Source organism: Verrucomicrobiales bacterium (genome assembly GCA_016793885.1).
GTDB lineage: Bacteria > Verrucomicrobiota > Verrucomicrobiia > Limisphaerales > UBA11320 > UBA11320.
On the sequence record JAEUHE010000208.1, the window covers coordinates 1 to 20842 of the forward strand.

A 20842-nucleotide genomic window follows, 5' to 3' on the forward strand; every position below is an offset into this window, starting at 1 on the left:
ACTCTTGAAAAAGCGTGGGCCAAAAACATCGGCGCCAACGCTCCAATCGAACTCACTTTCCGGTGAACAAAAAAACTAAAAACCCTTGCCGGAGTAACTCAGATGTCTGGGCTTTGAGGCGCAATCCCGTTGGGATAGGGACCGAAGCGCTCTGACCTTGTAAGTAATACTCAGAGAGGGCTGCAGGAGATCAGAACTATACGCCTCCTCGGACCGCTTCACTTCTTTAGATAGCGATCGAACCAATCGGCGAGGAGACGGACGTCCCATACCATGGTGAGCCAGCCGTGTTTCTTGCCGGGCCGGACAATCACCTCGACGGTCTGCCCCATGGCTCGAGCCGCGGCTTGGTAGCGTTCGGATTGATCCAGCGGAGTGAGGGTATCGGCACCGCCATGGAGGATGAGGGTGGGAGGCAAATTCGAGTGGACGTGGAAGATGGGGGAGAGGTCGTGGCCGATGGGCTTCCAGACCGACAGATTGGTGCTGTTCGGACCGAAGCCTTTCACAAAGCTTTTCGGCGGCCCACCGTCGCCCAGGTTTTCGGTTGATGAGCCGAGGTTGATGAGGTCGGTCACCGGATAGAAGATCGCGGCGGCCTGGACCGCGCTGCTTTCGCGTTCGAAAGGTTCCGCGGCATCGGGAGCCCCGGGACCACCTCGAGTTGCCAGCATCAGGCTGAGATGTCCGCCGGCGCTACCGCCACTGACGCCCAACCGGTCGGGATCGATCCCATACTCCTTGGCGTGGTAACGGATGAAGCGCGTGGCCCGGTGCATGTCCTGGACGATCTCCATGATCGTGGCTTTGGGTTGCGACAGATGCGATACGGCCAGGACAGTGTAACCGCGCCGGAGCAAGGGCGCGGTCATCCACGGTTTGAAGCTGTTGGTGCCCGATTTCCACCCGCCGCTCACCAGAAAGAGCACTCCGAGCCCGTTGGGATCAGACGGCTTTACCAGATCGATGGTGAGCGGATAGCCCTGTCGCATTCCATACACGATTCCGTTTTGCCGGGTGTAAGTGGGATGGAAATACCACCAGACGCCACCGATGAACAAGGCGACGAGCAGAAGCGTCCCGGCCAGCCATTTGAGGGCGATCTTAATCCCACGTGGAATCGTCATGATGCGGGCCTAAGGATTGGAAGTGAGCCAGAACCTGACCTCGGCAGCCTTGGGATGGTTGGGCTCGGCCTCCAACATTCGTAGGTAGTAGTATCGCGCGGTACGGTTCTGTTTGAATCTTTGAGCGTAGAGGTTGCCGAGCGCCAGCAAGGTTTTTCCGTCATCCGGTCGGGTTTGGAGGATGGCCTCCAGTTCGCGCGCGGCGTCGATGGGGTAGTTGGACTGGCGCAGTGCGGCGGCGAAGTTATAGCGACCGTTCACCGAATCTGGATCGATGTTCAGAGCCTGTTCGTAGGCGTGCAGCGCTGTCGTCCAGTCCCCTTGTTCGGCGGACGCGAGTCCCAGGTTGAAGAAAGCGTCGTAATTGGAGGGGTCGACCAGGGTGGCGCTGCGGTAGAAGTTGATCTCCTCCTCGGCTCGGCGGTCGCGATGGGCGAGAATGCCCTTGTTGACCAATTCTGCCGCCTTTTGGCGATCCCCCGCGTTGGGGCGGATCGCTTGGCGATATGCGTAGCGGGGGAATCCTTCCGTAGGCAAGGCATCGGCCAGCGTGGCTTGCCCCTGAGTCGCAGAAATCTCGCGCGCGGCGTTGGCGGGGGTAGCGGAGCGCGGGGGATCCGCCCGGACAGAAGCAGGGAGCGGTGGGTCGTTTTTCGGGCGTGAGCGGAAGGGATTGAGGCGCTGGAAGAATCCGGGTCGATCGTCATTGGCCGCGACCGGAGCGGGCGCGGTCTTTTGAGGTGCGACACTCGGGGCTGCCGCTGCGGCGGGTGAGCCTGAGGCGATCGCAGTCGCCGGCCTGCTTCCGGGTTGAGGAGGAGGCAGAACGGGATCCGCGGCCGGCTTGATGTTAATTTCGCGTCCCACATCGGAGATGACCACTTCCGGCGGTGGTGGGACCGTCTCGCGGACGGGCGAAGGCGCCACAGCTGCGGTTGATGGCGCAGGTGTCGTGGGGGTGACCGATGCGGGTGGGGGCGCGGGTTGCGGGGGTAGAGAGGCGGTCGGTCTAAGGGCAGCCGGAGGCGTGGCCGTTGGGGTAGCTGTAGCGGGTTGTCCGGCGGCCGAACGGCTCGGAGGAACCACGACGGGTGCCTGGACGGCGGTTAGGCTTTGCGTGACAACGGTTCGGGGGGTGTTGTTGGCTAAGGAGGCTGCGGTCGGTGCCGGATTGGTGCGGTAGACCGTATTGGTGAGCGCGGTCGGGGCTGGGGCGCGATTGGAACCCGCGAGCTCATCGGCCAGGTTCTGGGCCACCTGATTGACCGCTTCCCAATTGTCCGGACGCGGTTGCAAGGCCAGGTAGGCTCGATATTTCTGCAGGGCGGTGACTCGCTGATTGAGGTGTCGATGAGTCACAACCGCTTGATTCAGGAGAGCCGGCCCGTAGTTGGGAGACTCAGCCAGGGCGATCTGAAAATATTGGATTGCCTCGATGTAGCGTCGTCGACTTACGGAGACATAGCCCATGCCATTGAGCGCTTCGGGATGCTTCGGGACGAGGGTGAGAGCGTTGCGATAGCAAACTTCGGCCGCGTCCAGTCGGTTGACCCGGGTTTGTGCGGATGCAAGCCGCAGCCATCCCTCGACCGCTCTGGGTTGCAGCAGGGTGAACGCGGTGAGTTCCGTAACTGCCAGCTGGGTTTGGTCCTGCTCCAAATACAAACAACCGAGGTTGTAGTGGGCGGCGGACAATTTGTGGTCCAGGGCCAAGGCTTTGGAGTAGGCCTGGGCTGCTTCGGAGGACAATCCAGCACCCTGGTAGGCCAGGCCTAACAGGTTCCAGGCGCGGGCTTCCCGGGGGATCTTTTCGGTGGCGAGCTGGAAGAGGGCGATCGCCTCATTGTAGCGCTCTTGCTTCAGCACGCGCTCGCCTTCGAGGAGTGCTTTCGGGCCTTGCGGCTCGCATCCCGTCCAAAAGAGGCAGCTAAGCACAAGCATTCCGACCGCGCCTCTGGCGACCTGCCATCGCGGCGGCGGCAACAGGTCAGCGTGCACGGTGCCTGCCGAGGACGACGGGCACTTCCTTTCCCCTGAGTTTGGACCTGGTTTTTTGTTGGTCACGACGTTCGCTCGTGGTAACACTCAGAAGCGCGGGGTGTCAAGAAACCCGCCCTTAAATAGTGATGGATATACGTCGTAGCCACATCTTTGGTTGGGTGCTTGCGGCGGCCCTAGCATTTTCCTGGGTCGCCGGGATTTCTCGTGGTGCCGAGTCTCCCGTAACGGAGCCAGCCACTGCCCGGGTCGTCGTGGTGCACGATGCCCTGGCCACGGATGCATTTCGGCCCCGGTCCGACCGAGTTCGTGAGCTGGTTTCCCGGGGGCTGACGCGGCTGACCGGAAAAGCCACGGTCCAGGCCGCCTGGATGAGTCTTATTACCACTCAGGACGTGGTCGGAATCAAGGTGAACGCTGCTGCCGGATTGGCCGGGACCCGGCCGGAGGTTGCCGCTGCGTTAGCCGAGTCGCTTCTAGCCGCCGGCTTGAAGCCCAGCCAGGTGGTGATCTGGGATCGTCTCAGCGCAGATCTGCTGTCGGCCGGTTTCAACGAGGTGGGTAAGCAGCTGGGAGTGCGGGTCCTGAGCGCTCATCAAGCCGGGTATGACGAGAGCGTGGCCTACACCAACTTTGCCTTGGGTCACTTGGCCTGGACCGATCATGAGTTTAACCGAACGGGGGAGGAGGTGGGCAAACGCTCTTTCTCGACCCGCCTGATCACCAAGGAGATCACAAAGATCGTGAATGTTCCGTCCTTGCTGAACCATTATCGTGCTGGGGTTTCTGGGTGTCTTTACACCTTGGCTCTGGGCAGTGTGGATAACATTCAGCGCTTCGAGAGCTCGCCCGAACGTCTGGCGGATGTGATCCCGGAGTTGTATGCCCAGGAGAACGTTCTCGATAAGGTGGTGTTGAATGTGGTGGACGCGCTCATCGCTCAGTATCAAGGCGAGAGTCAGCCCTTGCTTCATTACGCTACGGCGCTGAACGAGCTCCGATTCAGTCGCGATCCGGTGGCCCTGGACGTTCTTTCCCTCAAGGAACTCGCCGGCCTTCGGGAGTTCCACCAGATCACTTCCTCAACCAATGTGACCGCCTTGGTCGATCGTTTGTATCGTGAAAATGCTCCGCTGTTGCAGCTGGGCGTCGCGGATCCAAAGCGGATTCAGACCGACCGAAACTGACCCGCGTCCGTCCGATCCGATGAGAGGGAGTCTTAACCACGGATTTCTCGGATGACTCGGATGGAAAAGAAAAAGGCCCTCCGACTCTGGGTTCCGTGGGCAAAACGCTTCCTTGGAGGTTGTCTCGGCTTTCCATTCGAGCCTTGTAGGAGCCGAGGTGACGAGGCTTGGTTCATGGAGGGGACCTGGCTATGATCGGGCTGATCGGCACGATCCGTCGGCTCTCACTGATTGAGTGCTCCTCCGCGTTCTCCGCGCCTCCGCGAGAAAAGATCCCTCCCCTGACTCGGAAGGACTGCCGGAATCCCTCGCGGAGGCGCGGAGAGCGCGGAGAGGAAAAAGTTCATGGAGAGAGTAGGTCCCTCTCCAGATCCGTGCGGTCCGCGTGGTCCGTGGGCGCCCCTGCGATTGCGGGATTTCGCCGGGGGCGCTCAGGCTTTGGCAGCGGCCAAGCGTGCCTGGACGAAGTCCCAATTCACCACGTTGTAGAAGGCGTTGATATAGTCGGCTCGTCGGTTCTGATACTTCAAGTAGTAGGCATGCTCCCACACGTCGATACCTAGGAGTGCCGTTTGTCCGGGTAGGACCGGGGCGTCCTGGTTGGGCATGCCTTTGACTTCCAGTTTGGATCCATTCCAGAGCAGCCAGGCCCAGCCGCTGCCGAACTGGCCTAGCGCGGTTTTGGTAAACTCTTCCTTAAACTTTGAGAAACCTCCGAAGCTCTTGTCGATGGCACCGAGGACCTCTCCTTTGGGCTCCCCACCGCCGGTCTTGCTCAGCATTTGCCAGAACAGATTGTGATTGTAGGTGCCGCCCCCATGATTTCGGATGGCGGTTCGAACCTCTGCCGGCCAGCGGTGCAGGCCGCGAATCAACTCCTCCAGGGCTTTATTCTGGTCCTCGCCCACAGTCCCGAGAAGCTCAGGCTTGCCGGCGACTGCTTTGTTCAGGTTGGTGACGTAGGACGCGTGATGTTTGCTGTGATGAATCTCCATCGTACGGGCATCGATGTGTGGCTCGAGTGCGTCGTAAGCATAGGGCAGTTTCGCCAGGCTGAAGGGGCCGGTTGCGGCGGGCGCGGTCGCCGCAGGCTGGGCTGACAGCACGGTGGAGGTCTGCGGCAAGAGGCTTAGGGCCATGGCGCTGCCGACGGTGGTTTTGAGGGCCTTGCGTCGTGTCATCATAACTAGTGCTCAGAAAATGCGTCCCGATGGACGCGGGTTTATGGTCGAGTCCACTCGCAAGCCTAGCGACTTGTGCCCGTTCAAAGCGTGCGAGATCGGCGTTAACTTGGCACAACCTGGTCGCTTGCCAAGCCCTGATCGGCGAACTGTTTTTTCTCCGCCCCTCAACACAGGTCTTGACTTGATGGATGCTTGAAGGAACATCCGGCCTGTGTCTGTCCTTTTCACCATCGAAAACCAGATCCGGTACCATATCGTCCGCAAGATCTTTGAGGGCGGCATGGGAATTGTCTACGAGGCCGAGCAGACGGGTGCCCAGGAGTTCTTGAAGCGAGTGGCCATTAAGGTTATTCGCCAAAACTTCGCCTCCCAGGCTCAGTTCATTGAGAATTTTGTGGGCGAAGCCAAATTGGTGGCGGACCTGATCCATACCAACATTGTCCAAACCTACCATTTGGGGGAATACTCCGGCAGCTTCTTCATTGCGATGGAACTGATCCGGGGCGTCAACCTGGAGCAGTTTTGTGCGCAATTGAAGGAAAAGCGGCGCGTGTTGCCGGTGGAGAATGCGGTGTTTATCGCGAGCCGAGTGGCGCGCGGGCTTGCTTACGCGCATTCGAAGACCGACAAGAACGGCCGTCCTCTGGGGATTGTTCATCGCGATGTCAGCTTCAAGAACATCATGATCGCGTTTGAGGGCGATGTGAAGCTCACCGACTTCGGCATCGCGAAGGCGCGCGGGTTCTTGACCGACAATGAGGGTGAAGTGGTCGCGGGCAAGGCGGATTTCATGAGCCCTGAGCAGGCGGATTTTCAGATTACGGATAAGCGCTCCGACCTGTTCTCGCTCGGTGTGGTGCTGGGAACCTTGGTTCTGGGCTACAACATTTTCAAGGATTCGACTGCGGAGAAATCGCGGCAGCGCATCATCTCGATGCCGATTCCTGATTTCCGGACCCTGGACCGTCGGATTGACGATCGATTGAATCAGATCCTGCAGCGGGCCTTGTCTCGAAAGCTGGCTCAGAGGTATCCGGATGCGGATGAAATGCTCTATGAATTGGAGCACTACATCTACCACGGTGGCTATGGGCCCACGAACGAAACCTTGGGCAAGCTGATCCGCAGTCTCTTCGGGGTTCGACAGGGGGCTGCCGCCGCCACGCAATCGAAGCAGGGAACCAAAATCATTGAGGCCACCGCCCGGCTGGCTGGCAAGACGGGTTCGACCGTTCGCAGCGGCAGAACGACGGCTTCCGCCCGCTCGGGCAACACGGTCGCTCGTTCGGGAGGCGCCACGGCCCGTTCCATCTCGAAGAAGACTCCATGAAAAAGTCGTCGTCGGTGGTTCAGCTCGGCTTGCTCCAGCATGCCTGCGTGGCGGAGCCTGCTCCTAACCTTGCCAAAACTCTTCGGCTCGCCGAGCAGGCGGCACGTCGAGGGGCCAATATCATCTGTACCCAGGAGCTGTTTCGTTCGCAGTATTTTTGCCAGTGCGAAGATCACGACTACTTCAAACTGGCGGAATCCATCCCGGGGCCCACCACCGAAAAGTTTCAAAAGCTCGCGAAGAAGCATGGCGTGGTCATCATTGCTTCTCTGTTCGAGAAACGGGCATCGGGTCTCTATCACAATACATCGGTCATTATCGATGCCGATGGTTCGCTGATGGGCATCTACCGCAAGATGCACATCCCCGACGATCCGCTGTTCTACGAAAAATTTTATTTCACCCCCGGAGACCTGGGTTTTCGGGTGTGGAACACCCGCTTCGGGAAAATTGGTGTGCTCATCTGCTGGGATCAGTGGTATCCGGAGGGGGCGCGGCTTACTGCGATGCAGGGAGCCGAGATCTTGTTCTATCCCACTGCGATTGGCTGGCATCCCAAGGAGAAGGCCGAATACGGTACCAACCAGCATGGCGCCTGGGAGATCATCCAGCGCAGTCACGCCGTGGCCAATGGGTGCTATGTGGCGGCTGTGAACCGGATTGGTCTCGAGCAGCCCATCGGAGGAGACGGGATCGAGTTTTGGGGCCAAAGTTTCGTCGCCGGCACCTCGGGACAACTCCTCGCCAAGGCGAGTGTGGATCGTGAGGAAGTGATGATTGTTCCGGTGGATCTTGCTAAGGTGGACGTCACCCGCACGCACTGGCCGTTTCTCCGTGATCGACGCATTGACGCCTACGGTGACATCACGCGTCGACTGATCGACTGAGTGAGAGCCGCTCAGCGATCGTCACGGCGGTAGGGCGAGACTTGATCGATGATCGATCCGATTGAGCTTATAGTTCTGATCTCGCTCGAGCCCATTGCTGCCCCAGGCTCTGGATAGCCAAGTGGCAGCTCCGCGATGGGCGGGGCGGTCCTGCCACTTCGGCGTTTACGGGGGCATCGGTTACTCCTCGCGCCCCCTCTCCCTCACGAAAAAGTCAGCGCACCAGGATCCGGCTCGCTTGCGGAACGCCGAACAGATGAGTGCGATAGCGCACCTCCACCGTCGCGCCGGGAACGATCTGGGAACTCATCGCTCGTTTACCATCCCCCGTTCGCACCGCGGTTTGGGTCCGAATGCCGACCGTCATCGTCTTCGCTGATTTCCCCTGCGTCTTAAGAGTCACGGAGCTGTTGGCGGCATCGACCGATTCAACCACCCCAACCAGGCTTCGTTCGGGAGTGCGCTGGACGGCTTGGGCGCTGTCGGCGAGCAGCGAGAGGCTGACGGCGATGGAGAGGGTGCTCCAGAGTTTGAACTGGGTGTGCAAGCGTTTGTTCATGTGCGTATGCGTTCTCGGCTGAGCAGGGATGAGGCTCTTGGTCCTCATCCTGTCTTTCACCGGTATGATCTAGCTTACATCATCCAGGCCTTGGAGAGCAAAAACGGAAATCCCGGTTGAAATTATCGGGGTTGCCCCGGTCCGCTCGGTCCGGTCACTCAAGATCGTCATTTGTCCCGGGTTCTTACTTAAGAGTCATCCCTTGCCCTGCCGATGGGCAAGAAGGGGGCGTGGCACCCAGCGTAGAGCTCGGGAGGAAACCGCCATGCTAGGACTAGGATCAGGATGAGGTTACCGAACCTTCAGGGATGAAAGATTGTATGGCTACACATGGCTTGGACCGCAACATGGACGACTTCCAAAAGCAGCACACGAACCTTCGGGCGTACGATTTCAAGACAGTTGATGGGCCTCTCCCGGTGCATGGCCTTGCCTCCGCCAGGACGCGACGCCTATGGTGGACGATTTGCTGTTCCTTCTGGGCGGGTTGCTTCCTCCCGGCCACCGGCCTGGCCGCTGAAGGCGAGGCTGCGGCGTTGAGCGAAGAGGGTACGAAGGCGGCGGAGGAAGAGTCCGCTCCGGCACGACTGATTGGGTCCCTCAGCGAGTGGCGGCAGCGCATGTCTGCCAAGGGATTCGATTTCTCCGCTGAATACTTGTCCGAGGTCGTGGGTAATGTGTCCGGCGGCGTCAAACGTGGAGCGATCTACGAGGGCTTGGTCAAGCTGGGATTGGATTTTGACGCCGAGAAACTGCTCGGTTGGAGAGGTGGCTCCTGGCATGTGTCGGGTCTCTACGCGCACGGCCACAGCCCGAGCGAAAAGTTGGCGGGCGATTCTCTGACCCTGAGCAACCTGGACGCCTACGATTCGGTTTATTTGTTCGAGCTGTGGGTTCAACAAACCTTCCTGGACGGAGCGGTCTCCTTGAGGCTGGGACAGTTGGCTGCGGACGAGGAATTCGCCGGCACAGAATATGGCGGCCTGTTCCTACATGGCACCACGGGTTGGCCTGGCATGATTTCCATGAACGCCCCAACTCCGGCGTATCCTATCGCTGCACCTGGTGTGCGATTGGAAGTCCAGCCTACCGGATCGACCTTCGTCCGGTTGGGGCTCTTTGACGGAAATCCGGATCCGGGAGATGCCAACGGCAACTCCATCAACAAGCATGGGGTGACCTGGAATCTGGGTGAGGGTGCGTTTCTGATATCTGAGGCTGGCGTTTTGTGGAATCAAAATAGTGAGGCCCGAGGCCTGCCTGGCACCGCCAAGATTGGCGGCTGGTATCACACCGAGCGGTTCGACGATCAACGCCTCGACAACACGGGGCTGTCATTGGCCAATCCTGCCACGACGGGAGTGGCGGCCAGCCATCGTGGCAACTGGGGGATTTACGGTGCAGTGGAGCAAATGGTCTACCGGGTGGAAAAGGACGCGCCTCAAGGGTTGGGGCTGTTCGCGCGGGCCGGGGGAAGCCCATCCGATCGCAATGTGGTGAGCTACTACCTGGAAGGCGGTTTACATTATCAGGGGCTGATCCCCAGTCGTGGTGATGATATCGCTGGGTTGGCGTTTTCTTACGCCAAGACCAGCAGCGCTGTCCGAGGTTTGGCCGCAGACGACAATGCTTTCAACGGATCCGGCACAACTCTCCCGGACTACGAATTGGCGATTCAACTGACTTATCAAATGCCCATCATGGATGGCTGGACCCTGCAGCCAAGCGTCTGGTGGATCGTGCACCCTGGCGGTTCCTCCGCCACTTCAGACAGTCTGTTGGTTGGTCTGCGCAGCAATCTGGACTTCTAGACACTCTATAGTGGGCCCATCGGCCCGCTACGCTCCGGGGCTGGGACATCGTCCAGGGCGGACGTCGCTACAGAGACTCAACCGTGGGCATGAGAATTCGGACGGTGGTGCCGACTCCGGGTGTCGATTCGATCTGCAGTTCGGCGCGATGCGATTCAACCACCCGCTGCACGACTGCCAGTCCGAGGCCCGTTCCACCCGGTTTGCTCGATTGAAGAATGGACCCGAAGGCATAGTCCTTCTGCTCCCTGGTCATCCCGACTCCGTTGTCCTTAAAGACGATGGCGACCTGCGTGGCAGTGCGCTCCGTTCGGATCAACAGTTTTCCGCCCTGAGGCATTGCCTGGAGTGCGTTGAGGGACAGGTTGAGGAACACCTGTTCCATCTGGGCGTCGTCGGCCATGACCAGCGGCAAGTCTGAGGCGAGTTCGAGCATGCCCTCCACGCCATGTTGCTGAAGTTTATGCCGCAACAGGAGATTGAGGTCCTGAATGAGCCGGTTAACGTCGACGGGACGGAACTGAGGCTCGGCGCTCCGCGCGAAGGTCAGGATCTGCTCCACGATGCGGTTCAAGTGCTCCATCTTTTCACTGATGATCTGAGCGTCGCGCGATCGCGGGTCCTGCTCCGGGAACCGCAGGTTCAGCGAGTGATAGAGGAGCTTCATGACGGTTAGCGGATTCCTGATCTCGTGCGCCACTTCTGCCGCGAGGAGGCCCAGCGCCGAGAGTTTTTCATTCTGCCGCAGCGCCTCCTCCACCTCGAGAATCTGTTCATAGAGCCGGGCTTTGCGAATGGCGATGGCGGAAAGCTCGGCTAGCGCCGATACGATTTTGATTTCCTCGTTCGAAAAGCTGTAGCGCTCGCCTTTGTAGATGTTGAGAACTCCGATGCACTTGCGCTCATGGATCAGGGGCACGCTCAGCAAAGAGGTCAGGCCCTCGCGGCGTGCGACCTCGGTTTGTTGATAGCGATTGGAGGTCTTGACATTCTCCACCTGAACCGGCTTGCCCCGGCGCAAAACAATTCCAACCAGACTCTCCTCGACGCTCAGGCGCGGTTTTTCTCGATACGCTTTGCCGCCGCCGTGGCAAGCCTTCAGGTCCATCCACTCTCCGGACGGATCTACGAGCAGCAGGGAGCACAGTTTTGCCTCCATTAAGAGGGCAGATTGGCGGGCGATCGCGCGCAATGCTTCATCGAGGTTGATGGTGGTGTTGATGGTTTGGCTGACGTTGATCAAGGCCTCGAACAAGCGCGCCTTGAGGCCGAGCTGTGCATACAGCCAAGTGTCCTGGATGACCTTCGCCGCCTGGTCGGCCAGCGCCTGCAGCAATTCCTCATCGGCCAGGCTGAAGGCATCGGATCGGTCTGAATCCACATTCAGCACCCCGCGAATCTCCCCTTGCACTGCGAGCGGAACGGCGAGTTCGGACTGCACGTGTTCCCTCAGCATGACGTAGCGAGGATCTTTCTTGATGTCGCCAACGCGGGCGGACTTGCCGTATTCGGCCACCCAGCCCGTGATCCCTTCTCCAACCTTCAGCCGAAGCTTTTGGGCATCCATCGGGAGGCCTGAGGAGGCATGGATCTCGAGAAGGTTATTGGTGGGATTGATCAGTACGACCGAACCGCTGGAGGCGTGAGTGATCCGCACGGCCTCGCTGACGATTCGGTCCATGGCTTCTTGAGGATCCAGGGAGGAGCGGATCGCGTTGCTGACATCGTGCAGGAGTTGCAGCCGTTCGTACCGCGCCTTCAGATCTGCCAGTTCGTCGTTCACGCAAGTCACGATAGACAGAACTCGGGAGCTTGAATAGGGGCATCCGAAAACATTGGGCGATGCGTTGCCTGGATCGCCTTGATGTTGAACGAAGCGGATCGAAGGGATGAAGGGAACGAATGTGTGTGGAGTTCCTGGCCCTCGGCGGTCGATGAACCGCGGATTGCACCCATCTCACGGATTGAGATGCGGATCCCTAACTAAATCTCTCTAGCAGGCCGAGGCTGAGAAAACCTTTCAACCAAGGAATAACCCTGGTGGGGCCCCTGCATTACGAGATTCTAAGTTTGACGGCCTGCTAGTCCTTCTTGGCTGCGGCCTTGACCTCCAGATGGAGATCACGCAGTTGGCGCGGAGTGGCGGGGGCCGGGGAATCGGTCATCAGGCAAGCGCCCTTGGCGGTCTTCGGGAAGGCTATGACATCCCGGATACTGGTGGTGTTGCACAGGATGGCGCACAGGCGATCAAAACCCAGCGCGATTCCTCCATGGGGTGGCGCGCCGTAGCGGAACGCTTCCAGCATGTAGCCGAAACGTGCCTGGGTTTCTTCGGCTGGGATCTGAAGAATCTCTTCGAAAATGGTTTTCTGCACGTCCGGCTGATGGATTCGGATGCTTCCGCCGCCGAGTTCCACACCGTTGACCACGATGTCGTAATGCTGGCCTCGAACCTTCTTGGGGTCGGTTTTGAGCAGAGGGATATCCTCCGCCACGGGAGCGGTGAAGGGATGGTGACTGGAGTACCAGCGATTCATTTCCTTGTCGAAGCTGAGCAGGGGGAACTCGATCACCCACATGAAATCGAAGCGAGTCGGATCGATGGTCAGCTTGCCCTGGCCCTTCAGCACCTCGGCGCAATAGAGGCGGATCTTGCCGAGAATCTCGCAGGCGTTGAGCCATTGGTCGGCGGCGAAGAGAATCAGATCTCCCTCTTCGATGGCCAACTTGGTCTTGAGCGCTGCTTTTTCGGTTTCGGTGAAAAACTTAACGATCGGCGACTTCCATTCGCCGCCTTCGACTTTGATAAAGGCCAGCCCTTTGGCTCCGAAACTCTTGGCGTATTCCGTCATGGTCTCGATCTGGCCCTGGGTGGCGCAGGCGAGGCCCTTGGCATTGATGGCTTTGACCACTCCGCCGTTTTGGATCGCTCCGCTGAACACCTTGAAACTGCTGCTGCGGAAGTCCTCGGTGAAGTCCACCAATTCCATGCCGAACCTTGAATCGGGTTTGTCGATGCCGTAGCGGTTCAGCGCCTCTTCGAAACTGATGCGCTTGAAGGGCGTCGGGATGTCCATGCCCAGGGCGGTTTTCCACACCCGCTTGAGCAGTCCTTCGATAAGGGCATAGAGATCCTCCCGCTCGATGAAACTCATCTCGATATCCACCTGAGTGAACTCAGGCTGACGATCGGCGCGCAGATCTTCATCGCGATAGCACCGAGCCAGCTGGAAATAGCGCTCCACACCAGCGACCATGAGGATCTGCTTAAACTGCTGGGGAGACTGGGGCAGCGCGTAGAACTGTCCAGGGTGCACGCGGCTCGGGACCAGGAACTCGCGCGCGCCTTCCGGGGTGGACTTGAACAGGGTAGGGGTCTCGACCTCGAGGAAGCCTTGCTCGTCGAGGAAGACGCGCGAGGCGGTGGCTACCTTGGAGCGGAGCCGGAGGTTGCGTGCCATTTCGGGACGACGCAGGTCGAGATAGCGGTATTTCAGGCGGAGCTCCTCGTTGACCTTGTTGGCCACTTCGGGATCGTCCACCGGGAAAGGCAGGACATCCGCCTGGTTCAGGACGACCAGCTCCTTGACCAGGACTTCGACTTGACCGGTCTGGATCTTGGTGTTTTCGGTCCCTTGTGGACGTTGGCGGACCTTCCCAGTGACCTGGATGACGCTCTCGCTGTGGAGCGCGGCGGCGCTGTCGCAGATCGCCTTGTCCAAATCGGAGGGGTCAAACACGGTTTGAGTGCGGCCTTCCCGATCTCGTATATCGATGAATAACACACCTCCCAGATCTCGCCGAGAGTGGACCCAACCGACCAAGGTGACAGACTGACCGGCATGTTCCATCCGGAGCTCATTGCAGTGATGTGTGCGTTTCATGACAAAATTGAAAAGCGATCGTCGCTGCTTTCGGCGAGGAATTCAAAATCAAAATCGTGCTCTATTTGGGGGTGGGGGTGAACTGAAGTGGGTGGGAAGGGGGATCACGACTCCGTCGGGTGGCGAAAGCGGCCGAGGGCTCTCGTCTTTACCTCCGAAAACGCGGACTAGACGGCCGGTGGCATCGCTGCGCGATGCTCGATCTTTCTAACGGTTCCGGGGGTGCCGGCACCCCCGGCTAATGTCTACGAACCCTGCGGGTTCGGGCCCGCTAACACCCAGGTGAAAAACTGCGGTCATGTCCGAATTGTCTAGTCCCCATTTTTGGGGGTAAAGGCGGGAGAGGGCTGCCGCACTCGATAATGGAAACGAAAACAGCCGGAGGACGAATGCCCTCCGGCTGTTGCGAGCGTTAAATCGTTGTGGCCTTAGGCTTTCCGATTCCGTCGATGAATCAACAAATAGAACCCCAAGCTCCCCAGGCCCATGAGCACAACGGAGTTCGGTTCGGGGATGGTGGCGATTTCCCACCCAATATCTTTCAGCGCAGCAAGATCCAGTTCGGTCAGATGCTTGCGAGTGCCGGTGGTGATGGTGGGATCCATGGCGGTTTCTTGGAGGCTGCCTGGGCCCGGAAGGTAACTATCGACGCCGTCTTGCCAGTGGGCATCATCGGTCTCGAGCGGCACGTTCCCGCCATAGACCGTGGTCGCATTGGGACCGGTAAATTCGTGGCTGCCGTTCACATAGTGTTCCCAAGACAATGCGGTTCCAACTCCCAGAACGTGACCCAGTTCGTGGAGTGCTACGGAGTAGAAGTCGTTCTGTCCGGCGAAGCTTTCCGTGGTGGACGGGTCGGTGTCGAAGTACCAGGAGGATCCGGAGTTGAAGGAGATGGAGCCTCCCCACGGTGCGAAATCCGTGGCGGTGCTCGAGTTGCCGGTTGCTCCCGCTTCGCCGCGGGTGCTGACAGCGTTAATAAATGCTCCCGAGCCGGATCCGGTGGCCACCCCGCCATAGCCGCCAACTCCCAGGGTTCCGCCGCCCATCGCACGCGCGCCCACATAGACCTTGAGGGTATCGGCGCTGATGCTGGGGTCGACCACGGTCGCGAGAGTACCGTCGGCGGGATTGTAAAACTCGATGGTCCAGGTGTTTCCCCCGCCTGGAGTGATGGCTCCGAGGGTGTCGGCGATCCGTGCCTCGAACAGGCTGGCGACACTTTCCATCAGTGTTTTTCGGGGAGCTGTGAAAAACCCTCCGGTGTCATAGGAGTAATCAAACTCAATGTTGAATGCTCCTTCGGTGTAAGTTGTGGCCCCGCTGAACGCAGTGGCCAACAGCACCAACTTCCTCCAATTTGACGTCCTTTTCATATACTTCTCTCCTCATGCCATCGGAGAGTCGGATGCCAATCTTGAGAGATTGGAGACGATTTTCGCTTGCGCTCACGGGCCAAGCTGTTTTGGAGAATCGGGGGGGATCACGGCCTGCAGGAGGCGCTTGTCGCCCCCTAGCTCCCGGCGAAGGCGGACCGTGAGTCGGGTGACGCAAGTCTCAGGAGCCGGTGGGATCGCTGCGCGATGCTCCGTACTTTTAACAGTTCCGGAGGGGCGAGCACCTCCGGCTAAATCTCTTGGAACCCTCCGGGTTCGGGCCCTTCCGACAGAGTGAGAAACGCCGGCGTTGGCCAGCTTGTCGAGTGCCCATTTTTTGGGGTAAAGATGAGAGCCCTCCATCGCTTATGCCTCCTTGACGGAGTCGCGGCTCAATGGGCCATTGCCGACCCAATCCTCAATGTCACCTAACCTCACCTACTTCTTAGGCGCGGTGATCATCGGAAAGTCGTCGGTGCGGAACGGGGTGGCCGGCAGGCCGTCGACGTTCCAGAGGTTGACGACTGGGAAATCCGCCCATCCGTAGCGCACGGCTTCGGGTTCAGGAACTTGAGGGCTGCTGACCACCACTCGGTCTCCCTCGATCCTGGCCTGAGCCCAGACGAATTTACGATCTTTGCCAGCGATGGCGAATCCTTTGAGTTCGCCGCCCTGGGCCATGAGGCCTTTGCCGACGTGGTCAAAGCTGAGGACGATCGCACCTTTCTTCTTTCGCATGGAGCGGTACTCCGGCCCGGAATGAACCAATTTTTCACCATACGTGATTCGTCGCGCGGCGAGCGCCAGCCGTGCGCCGACGGGTTCCTTCTTCTTGGGATGGATATCCTTTTGATCGCCGATGTCGGTGATCACCGCCATGCCGACGTTTCGCAGATTCTTCGTCGCGAGCCATTGGGCCTCCCGCAGTTCGGCCCAGGTGCTTTCGGCAGGTTCGGGTTTATAGTCACGAAAAGGCGCCAGTTGGACCAGGTGGAACGCAAGGTTCCTGTGCCTCCAATCCTGACGCCAGTTGCGAATCATGTCCGCGAAGAGCGAGCGGTACTGCTCCGCTCGGTCGGCATTGGATTCGCCTTGATACCAGATGGCGCCTTGGATGGCGTACGGAATCAGCGGGGCAATCATCCCGTTATAGAGCTCGGTGGGACGCCAGTAGGGCGGGTTGGGTTTGTTCTTTTTAAACTCAGTTCCGGCCGCTTTGGCGGCATCGCGCTCTTTCTCCCAGCCTGTCAGGGAGTTCTGATACCGCTGTAACGCGACGGGATAGGCATCGAGGATTTCAGACTTGTAACGCGGATTGCCTGCCAGTGCCTGTTCGCTCATCCACACTTCGGCCGGCGAACCGCCCCATGAGGAGTGGATGATGCCTACGGGTACCTGGAGGGCCTGCTGCAGGTCTCGACCAAAGTAATATCCCACCGCTGAGAAAGTCGGGGTGTTCTCCGGGACGCAGAGCTTCCAGGACGAAGGCACGTTATTGGTTGGGGTTAGGGCCTTCAGTTTGGGAACCGTGTACAGTCGCAGCTGGGGCTGCGTGGTTTTGGGGATCTCGGTTTCCGGTTGGTAGGAGGAGCGCATCGACCATTCCATGTTCGACTGTCCGCTGGCTACCCAGACCTCCCCCACGAGCACATCCTGGAGTACAACTTCGTTCCGTCCTCGCACCCGCAGCTCGTCCGGTCCCCCGGCCTCGAGGGCTGACAGCTTAACCATCCATTTTCCGTCCTTGGCCACGGTGGTCACCTTCTGTTTTCGAAAGCTCACTTCCACCTTCTCTCCCTCATCCGCCCAGCCCCAGATAGGGACCGAGGTGTTGCGCTGCAGAACCATATGATCGGAAAACAGTCCGTGCAACCGGACCTCGGCCTGAACCGTGACCGTGGTCAGAATGCCTAACAAGATACCGATCCAGAGTGGGTGCGAGCGCTGTGGAGTCATGCGTCGTAGTCCACCCCAAAGGGTCCTTGAGAGTCAATGGGTAACCGTGGTGGAATTTGAAGTGCTGTAGCCCTCTACAGCTTTTCGGGCACCCCCGGAGGGGGATCCCAGCTCCGCTGTGGAGACCAAAGCGCCAGAGGTCTGCCGCACTCCATAGCGTCAAACGCGGTGCCACGCGTCTTGGAGTGCTGTAGCCCTCTACAGCTTTTCGGGCACCCCCGGAGGGGGATCCCAGCTCCGCTGTGGAGACCAAAGCGGCAGAGGTCTGCCGCACTCCATAGCGTCAAACGCGGTGCCACGCGTCTTGGAGTGCTGTAGCCCTCTACAGCTTTTCGGGGACCCCCGGACGGAGGATCCCAGCTCCGCTGTGGAGACCAAAGCGGCAGAGGTCTGCCGCACTCCATAGCGTCAAACGCGGTGCCACGCGTCCTGGAGTGCTGTAGCCCTCTAGAGCTTTTTGGGCACCCCCGGAGGGAGGATCCCAGCTCCGCTGTGGGGACCAAAGCGGCAGAGGTCTGCCGCACTCCATAGCGTCAAACGCGGTGCCACGCGTCTTGGAGTGCTGTAGCCCTCTACAGCTTTTCGGGGACCCCCGGAGAGGGTCCCGGCTGCTCGCACCCAAAACAATCCCCGCTCCCTCCCGATCAAATTTCCATTTGACAGATTTACCAACCCGGAATCATGATATCCGTATCCGTTGATGCAACGGCTCATTAAGAGTGGTCGAGGGAAATGGCCCGAAGACACCACGGCAACCGGTTGCCTAGCGTAGGCGACGTCCAGGTGCCAATTCCAGCCCGGTGAACCGGCTTTATGCGGTTCTGCTGGGGCAAATGAGAAGAGCGCGCAGCTTTTGCAGGCCTAACCTCTTCTCGTGAATCGGGGAGGGGTTTTGTTTTTCCTCCCCCCTTTACGCAACTGAGTCTACGCTACCGAGAAAGGCAAAGATATGCAGGCAACAGCTGGTTACATGAAGGCGCTCAAGTGCCGCGAGTGCGGTCGGGAGTATCCGTTGGGAGCAACCCACGTTTGTGAGTTTGATTTTGGTCCGCTGGAGGTGGCGTACGACTATGCGGCCATCAAGAAGGTGCTCACCCGCGAGACGATTCAAAGTCGTCCGCAAACGATGTGGCGGTATCGAGAGCTGTTGCCGGTGGCTAAGGAGCCGACCGTTGGCACGCAGGTGGGGTTCACGCCGCTGGTCAAGGCAGATCGTCTCGCCAAGCGCTTGGGCGTTCGGGAGATTTGGATCAAGAACGACACCGTCAATTACCCCACCCTTTCATTCAAAGACCGGGTAGTTAGCGTGGCCCTGAGTCGCGCTCGTGAGCTCGGGTTCACTACCGTGGCCTGTGCCTCGACCGGTAACCTGGCCAATTCTGTGGCCGCCAATGCAGCGGCCGCCGGCTTGAAAGCCTATGTCTTCATTCCTGCGGACCTGGAGCAGGGGAAGATTGTGAACTCGCTGGTGTATGGAGCGAATGTGATCGCGATCAAGGGGCACTATGACGAGGTCAACCGCCTTTGTGCCGAGATCGCCGGCAAGTATGGCTGGGCCTTTGTGAACGTGAACATGAGGCCGTATTACGCCGAGGGGTCCAAGAGCATGGGCTTCGAGATCATGGAGCAGTTGGGCTGGAAAATCCCTCAACATACGGTGGTGCCGATGGCCTCAGGCTCCCTGCTCACGAAGATTCACAAGAGCTACCAGGAGTTCTCGAAGCTCGGACTGGTTCCGGAGAGCGAATACCGGGTGCATGGTTCCCAGGCGACCGGTTGTAACCCCATCTCAGCGGCTCAGAAGGCGGGCCTCGACTTCTTTAAGCCAGTGAAGCCGAACACCATCGCCAAGTCCCTGGCGATCGGCACGCCCGCGGATGGCTTCTACGCCCTGAAGGTGATGAAGGAAACCAATGCCTCTTCGGAAGATGTAACCGACCCAGAGATTCGCGAAGGCATCAAACTCTTGGCTGAGTGCGAAGGTATTTTTGCGGAGACCGCGGGGGGCGTGACCGTCGGGGTGGCAAAGAAACTCATTGCTTCGGGCCGTATTCCGGCGAAGGATTCCGTTGTCTTGTGTGTTACTGGAAACGGTTTGAAGACTCTCGATGCGGTCATTGGCCACACGGGGGCTCCGCGTGAAATTCGGCCCAGCTTGAGGGAATTTGAGTCTTTGCTGACCGCTGAAGAATCCTCCACACCTGCCACCATTTAATCCGAAGCTTATGCCAGTCAAAGTTCGCATTCCAACGCCTCTGCGCAAACTGACCAACAACGAGGAGATTATCGAGGTCCAATCCGGCACCATCGGCGGGGCCATCTCCGAGTTGCAGGGGAAGTTTCCCGGGATCAAAGAGCGGCTGATTGATGAAACCGGCGGTGTCCGTCGGTTTGTGAATGTCTACGTCAATGAAGAGGACATCCGGTTTCTCCAAAACCAGGATACCGCCATCAAGGACGGGGACGAGGTCAGCATCATTCCGGCGATCGCCGGAGGATAGGCCCTGGGCATCCTTTCACCTCATCGTTCACCTCCAGCTCCTACCTACCATGGCACAAAAGAAACGGAAGTCCTCCGGCGCTCGTCCGGCTGCGGCCAGACGCGAGGAGAAGCGTCGGTTTTGGCTGACCTACCCACCGCGGCTGATCACGCGCCCCGTGATGTGGGAGTTGGTGCACAAGTTTGAAGTGGTGACCAACATCCGTCAGGCCAGCGTGACGGAGGACATTGGGATTGTCTGTTTGGAGATGGAAGGGGCCTCGGCGACCATCAAGAGTGCGGTGGCCTGGTTGGAAAAGCAGGGTGTGAGTGTCGAGCCGGTTGAGATTAACGTGATCGAGAGCTAGCCAACTATGAACACGATCCCCAAGGAAGTGGTTTCTGAGGTCTGGGAAGAGGTGATTTCTACTCCTGCCGACCAAGGCGAGGCTCGCTTTCAGGAGGCCTTCGATGAGCAGCCGGCGGTTTGCGCCTATCTCCTCGCGATGGATGAGCAGTTGCTTCCCCCTGATGAACAGGGGCTCTTGATCATGATCGGCTATTCGGTGATCAAGGTCATGAGCCGATCCCGGCTTCCACTGCGTCAAGTGGAGCCCGAGGAATTGGAGGAGGCCGAACAGCTCAATTTTGCGCTCCTGGATGACATGGAAGATGAGGAGGACGTGGACTTTCTTTCGGTCTGCTCCAACCTGATCAAGACCTATCCTCAGGGCCCTTTGCTCGGCGCTGTCCTCGAAGCGTTGATGGAAGGTTACGAAGAGAATCCGGAGGACGCTCCTGAGAATCTGGGTCTGCTCTTCCTTCATCTCAAAACGGTCATCGATTGCCTGGACCGAGCGGGTTGAATTCGGTTCAGGTATCGCCCGCTGCGCTCGGGAGCCGGGAGAACTTCCGGGGACGGACGTCGCTATCAATGTAGTGTGGGCCGTCTCGGCCCATAGGGCGGGCGAACGAGGGAAAGGTGAGGGTAACCACCACTGCGCTCGGGGTCACCGTTCGACACGGACGAGGTCAAGTCCTGGTTTAAACTTGTCACTTATCCC

Annotated in this window: 16 protein-coding genes and 1 riboswitch; of the genes, 8 read left to right on the top strand and 8 right to left on the bottom strand. The window is 59.1% G+C overall.

Going from position 1 to position 20842, the window contains the following annotated elements; all coding sequences use genetic code 11:
* Positions 1-218 precede the first annotated feature (218 nt).
* Both JNN07_23835 and JNN07_23840 read right to left on the bottom strand, forming a co-directional pair.
* Positions 219-1127: an alpha/beta hydrolase gene (locus JNN07_23835; GenBank protein ID MBL9170784.1), complete on the bottom strand. Its 909-nt coding sequence runs from the start codon at positions 1125-1127 to the stop codon at positions 219-221.
* 9 nt (positions 1128-1136) lie between these two features.
* Positions 1137-3068: a tetratricopeptide repeat protein gene (locus JNN07_23840; GenBank protein ID MBL9170785.1), complete on the bottom strand. Its 1932-nt coding sequence runs from the start codon at positions 3066-3068 to the stop codon at positions 1137-1139.
* A gap of 185 nt (positions 3069-3253) precedes the next feature.
* On the opposite strand from JNN07_23840, the gene JNN07_23845 reads away from it, so the two are divergent.
* On the top strand, positions 3254-4312 hold the full coding sequence (locus JNN07_23845; GenBank protein MBL9170786.1) for a DUF362 domain-containing protein: 1059 nt from the start codon (positions 3254-3256) through the stop codon (positions 4310-4312).
* A 431-nt stretch (positions 4313-4743) separates the two neighbouring features.
* On the opposite strand, the gene JNN07_23850 is transcribed toward JNN07_23845, so the two are convergent.
* Positions 4744-5496: a superoxide dismutase gene (locus tag JNN07_23850; GenBank protein MBL9170787.1), complete on the bottom strand. Its 753-nt coding sequence runs from the start codon at positions 5494-5496 to the stop codon at positions 4744-4746.
* A gap of 280 nt (positions 5497-5776) precedes the next feature.
* On the opposite strand from JNN07_23850, the gene JNN07_23855 reads away from it, so the two are divergent.
* Together JNN07_23855 and JNN07_23860 are read left to right on the top strand one after the other, a co-directional pair.
* Positions 5777-6826 carry a serine/threonine protein kinase gene (locus tag JNN07_23855; GenBank protein MBL9170788.1) on the top strand — a complete coding sequence of 350 codons (1050 nt, stop codon included), beginning with the start codon at positions 5777-5779 and terminating at the stop codon, positions 6824-6826.
* Positions 6823-7713 (top strand): carbon-nitrogen hydrolase, encoded by an 891-nt coding sequence (locus tag JNN07_23860; GenBank protein ID MBL9170789.1) that lies wholly within the window; start codon positions 6823-6825, stop codon positions 7711-7713. The genes JNN07_23855 and JNN07_23860 overlap by 4 nt, the downstream gene beginning before the upstream one ends.
* A gap of 214 nt (positions 7714-7927) precedes the next feature.
* On the opposite strand, the gene JNN07_23865 is transcribed toward JNN07_23860, so the two are convergent.
* Complete coding sequence (locus JNN07_23865; GenBank protein MBL9170790.1) at positions 7928-8272, bottom strand: hypothetical protein; 345 nt, start codon at positions 8270-8272, stop codon at positions 7928-7930.
* Positions 8273-8592: 320 nt separating this feature from the next.
* On the opposite strand from JNN07_23865, the gene JNN07_23870 reads away from it, so the two are divergent.
* Positions 8593-10083: a carbohydrate porin gene (locus JNN07_23870; protein MBL9170791.1), complete on the top strand. Its 1491-nt coding sequence runs from the start codon at positions 8593-8595 to the stop codon at positions 10081-10083.
* A 67-nt stretch (positions 10084-10150) separates the two neighbouring features.
* Here JNN07_23870 and JNN07_23875 read toward each other — a convergent pair whose 3' ends face one another.
* The 4 genes from JNN07_23875 to JNN07_23890 form a co-directional block, all read right to left on the bottom strand.
* Complete coding sequence (locus tag JNN07_23875; GenBank protein MBL9170792.1) at positions 10151-11884, bottom strand: GAF domain-containing protein; 1734 nt, start codon at positions 11882-11884, stop codon at positions 10151-10153.
* 280 nt (positions 11885-12164) lie between these two features.
* Positions 12165-13967 (bottom strand): aspartate--tRNA ligase, encoded by a 1803-nt coding sequence (gene aspS / locus JNN07_23880; GenBank protein ID MBL9170793.1) that lies wholly within the window; start codon positions 13965-13967, stop codon positions 12165-12167.
* Between the two features lie 428 nt (positions 13968-14395).
* A complete protein-coding gene (locus JNN07_23885; protein MBL9170794.1) occupies positions 14396-15343 on the bottom strand; it encodes a PEP-CTERM sorting domain-containing protein in 948 nt (315 codons plus the stop codon).
* Between the two features lie 438 nt (positions 15344-15781).
* Entirely contained in the window at positions 15782-17299 is a 1518-nt protein-coding gene (locus JNN07_23890; protein ID MBL9170795.1) for a hypothetical protein, read from the bottom strand.
* Positions 17300-18006: 707 nt separating this feature from the next.
* A riboswitch (SAM riboswitch) is annotated at positions 18007-18139 on the top strand.
* A gap of 109 nt (positions 18140-18248) precedes the next feature.
* Here JNN07_23890 and JNN07_23895 point away from each other — a divergent pair.
* Genes JNN07_23895 through JNN07_23910 form a run of 4 tightly spaced genes read left to right on the top strand, consistent with a single transcriptional unit; the run spans position 18249 to position 20644 of the window.
* The gene (locus JNN07_23895; protein MBL9170796.1) at positions 18249-19514 is read left to right on the top strand and encodes a threonine synthase; all 1266 of its coding nucleotides are present in this window, start codon (positions 18249-18251) and stop codon (positions 19512-19514) included.
* A 10-nt stretch (positions 19515-19524) separates the two neighbouring features.
* Complete coding sequence (locus JNN07_23900; GenBank protein ID MBL9170797.1) at positions 19525-19800, top strand: MoaD/ThiS family protein; 276 nt, start codon at positions 19525-19527, stop codon at positions 19798-19800.
* Between the two features lie 49 nt (positions 19801-19849).
* Positions 19850-20146 (top strand): NIL domain-containing protein, encoded by a 297-nt coding sequence (locus JNN07_23905; GenBank protein MBL9170798.1) that lies wholly within the window; start codon positions 19850-19852, stop codon positions 20144-20146.
* Between the two features lie 6 nt (positions 20147-20152).
* Complete coding sequence (locus JNN07_23910; GenBank protein ID MBL9170799.1) at positions 20153-20644, top strand: hypothetical protein; 492 nt, start codon at positions 20153-20155, stop codon at positions 20642-20644.
* Positions 20645-20842: the final 198 nt, after the last annotated feature.